This is a genomic window from Micromonospora sp. CNZ297, assembly GCF_007827625.1.
Window position 1 is genome coordinate 1 of sequence record NZ_VISU01000061.1, and the last position, 3,232, is coordinate 3,232.

Consider the following 3,232-nt stretch of genomic DNA (forward strand, 5'->3'; position numbering starts at 1 on the left):
TTCTAGCTTGGTCGCTGAACCAACTACCGGAGACCTCTTCAATTAGCGACCACCGCCACGCCCCAACACCGACGCCCTACGAAACACGGCCTAGACGAGGAGCACGTCATGGACCTCGATCCCGAACCCGACGCCGAGCGGCCATCGGGCGCAGGGCCGGTCAGTCGGTGGCGCCAGGTCAACCTGACCTTCACGAGCTGGCGGACAGCTGAGGAGTACGCCGCAACCCGGCTTGCCCCGGCGCTCGCCGTCGCCGAGGACGACGGTGCGATCGCCGCATTCTGGTTCATCCGCAAGGCCGAGACGTGGCGACTGCGGCTGCTGCCCGGTAGCCGGCTCGCTCTGGTCTACGCTCTGCTCGCCGACATCACCGCCGACGACCGCATTCGCGATGTCGCCGAGCCGATCTACCGGCCCGAGGCGTACGCCTTCGGCGGCGACCAGGCGATGACGATCGCTCACACCTTCTTCCACGCCGACAGCCGCCACGTCCTCGGCCACCTCGCCGCCGGCGGCGACCACCGACGAGAGCTTGGTGTGCTGCTCGCCACCCGCCTCATGCGCGCCGCCGGACTGGAATTCTCCGAACAAGGCGATGTCTGGCGGCACATCGTCACGCGTCGGCACCAACCCCACGCGCCCACGCCGAGCCCCGGGCTGATCGCCGCTGTGCAGCGTCTGGTCACCGCCGGCGACGACACGCCGCGCAGCCCGTTGAGCGTCAATCCGTCATGGTCGGAGGCTCACGAGCAGGCCGGCCGAGACCTCCGGTTCCTCGACCGGCACGGAACACTGACCCGCGACCTGCGCGGCGTGCTGACCCATCACGTCCTGTTCCTGTTCAACCGGCTCGGCATCTCGGCCACCGATACCTGGCTCCTGGCCACGGCCGCCGTGCACGTCACCTTCCACGCGTCCGACATCTCACCCGGCGACCGCTGCGCCGGGATCACCGACAGTAGGGTAAAAGCAGTGAAAACCTCCCAAACTGGGTATGAAGGTTCCCACGCAGCCGCGCTGCGCGAACAACTCGTCACCATCCTCAAGCAGCGCGGCCACATCCGTTCCGCCCCTGTCGAGAAGGCCTTTCGGACGGTGCTCCGCGAACAGTTCCTTCCCGGCGTCGACCTGGAGACCGTCTACACCCGCCGCCAGATCGTCACCAAACGCGACCCCGACGGCGCCGCGCTGTCGTCGGCATCGAGCCCCAGCCTCGTCGCGGACATGCTCGAACAACTCGACCCGCAACCCGGCGACCACGTCTTGGAGATCGGCGCGGCCACGGGCATCAACGCCGCCCTCCTCGCCGAAATGACCAGTCCTGGCGGCACGGTCACCACGATCGAACTCGACCAGGACCTCGCCGACGGCGCCCGCGCCGGCCTCGATCGCGCCGGCTACCACACCGTCGAGGTGATCTGTGGCGACGGAGCCCTCGGCCACCCCGAATCCGCGCCCTACGACCGGATCATCGTCACCGCTGGCGCGTGGGACATCTCCGCGGCCTGGTGGGACCAACTCGCCGAGCAGGGCCGCGTCGTCGTGCCCCTGCGGGTGCACGAGAGCGGCCTGACCCGGTGCTTCGCCTTCGACCGCACCGGCCCCACGACGCTGGTCAGCACCACGACGCCGCTGGTCTGCGGATTCGTGCCCATGCGCGGCACGGCCGAGCACACCGACCAGCACGTACGCCTCGACAGTGACGTGGTCCTCAAACTCGACGCCGGCGACAAGCCCGACCGCGCCGCTCTCGCCCGCGCCCTCAGTCACCCCAGGCACGTGCGCTGGACCGGCATCCAAGTCACCGACGACGACGCCATCGGCCACCTCGACCTGTGGCTCCTCAACCACACCAGCACACCGTTCGGCCGCCTCCGCGTCGGTGACACCGCCCGCGCCAGCGGGCTGGTTGCCCCCGCCTACCGCTGGGCCGGAGCCGCCATCTACCACGGCAGCACGATCGCCTACCTCGCCTTCCGAGAGACCGGCGACCGCCGCCTCGAAGTCGGCGCCATCGCCTACGGGCCGGACGCCGACAATCTCGCTGTGGAACTGACGGATCTACTCGGCCAGTGGGACGAGGCGGGCCGCCCCAACCAGCCCACCCTCACCGCTCACCGTGCCGGAACCCGCCCGGTCCGGACCGGCGACATCAGCCGGCCCGACACGGTCTTTGCCCTCTCCTTCTGACTGGGATGCCGGGGCGTTGCCCGGCCCGGCATCCGAAGGGGGCGCGGCCGGCATGCGGAGCACCACCGACAGCCGTCTGTTCCCCCTCGTCGCCCACGGCACGGCCCTTCCGCAGCAGATGAGGACACCCATGCCTCTGTCCCTCGCGCCCACCATGGCCACCCGATTCCCCCTCGTCGCCCGCAAACGCCCGCCGGCCAAACCGCTCGACGCACGGGTCACGCGCCTCGCCGGGCTCGCCGAGGCCGCCCACCGCGAACACGACCCGGAGAAGGCGTCCATGGTGTTCAACGGAGCCGCACTGGTTGCCTCCGACTGCGCCGACGCAGAACTCGCCGAACTCTGGTGTCACCGTCACGCGAACCTCTACCTCGACCGCGCCCCCCTCAACGGATACACCACCCGGTTTGCTCTCGAACCAGTCGTCAATCTCGCCCGCCTGCACATTCGCGCCGGCGACGGAGAACGCGCGTACCTGCTGCTCACCGGGCTCCACGATGCGGTCATCAACAGCGCCCCCATCGTCATTGGCCGATTAGAGATACAGCCTCGACAGCTCCCCGAGGAGGCTGAGGAACGCCAACAGATCAGCAACTGGCTCCGCAACGTCCTGCTTGCCGATGGAACCCGCGCCCTCACCGTCGCCGGCCACTGGACCGACGCCCTGACGCATGTCCAACGCTTCGACGGAATCGGGGCCGCTCTGCACGACGGGCGACAGGTCGCGGTCGTGGCCCACCTCGTCGACGGCAACATCCCCGCAGCTACCGCCGTCCTCGACCGGACCACGAGCGAGCAACCGTGGGAGGAACTGGTACGCGATCTGCTCTACATCTGGAGCGCAGCCATCGCCGGTGATCGAAGTCGAGCCGACCACTTGGAATTAATCGGCCGAGCATCAAAGTTGGCACCAGGTTCCGGACGTTCGGTATTTCGCACCCGGCTAATACTCCAGCCGGGGATTGTGATCACGGCTCGGTGAGGGCTTGTCGGGTGTAGTGGCTGGTCATGGCTTGGGCTTGGTGGCGTCGTCGGCGGATGG

2 protein-coding genes are annotated in these 3,232 nt (G+C 68.7%); both read left to right on the forward strand.

Annotated elements, in window-relative coordinates; genetic code table 11:
• The first annotated feature begins 108 nt into the window (after positions 1-108).
• Positions 109-2,190, forward strand: a complete 2,082-nt coding sequence (gene fxlM, locus FB454_RS34645; RefSeq protein ID WP_013287253.1) for a methyltransferase, FxLD system — start codon at positions 109-111, stop codon at positions 2,188-2,190.
• Between the two features lie 52 nt (positions 2,191-2,242).
• A complete protein-coding gene (locus FB454_RS34650; protein ID WP_486485507.1) occupies positions 2,243-3,172 on the forward strand; it encodes a hypothetical protein in 930 nt (309 codons plus the stop codon).
• Positions 3,173-3,232: the final 60 nt, after the last annotated feature.

Excerpts from the sequence above, each read along its gene's own strand:
- FB454_RS34650 (WP_486485507.1), top strand. The coding sequence starts at position 2,243 with ATGCGGAGCACCACCGACAGCCGTCTGTTCCCCCTCGTCGCCCACGGC.
- fxlM (WP_013287253.1), top strand. The coding sequence starts at position 109 with ATGGACCTCGATCCCGAACCCGACGCCGAGCGGCCATCGGGCGCAGGG.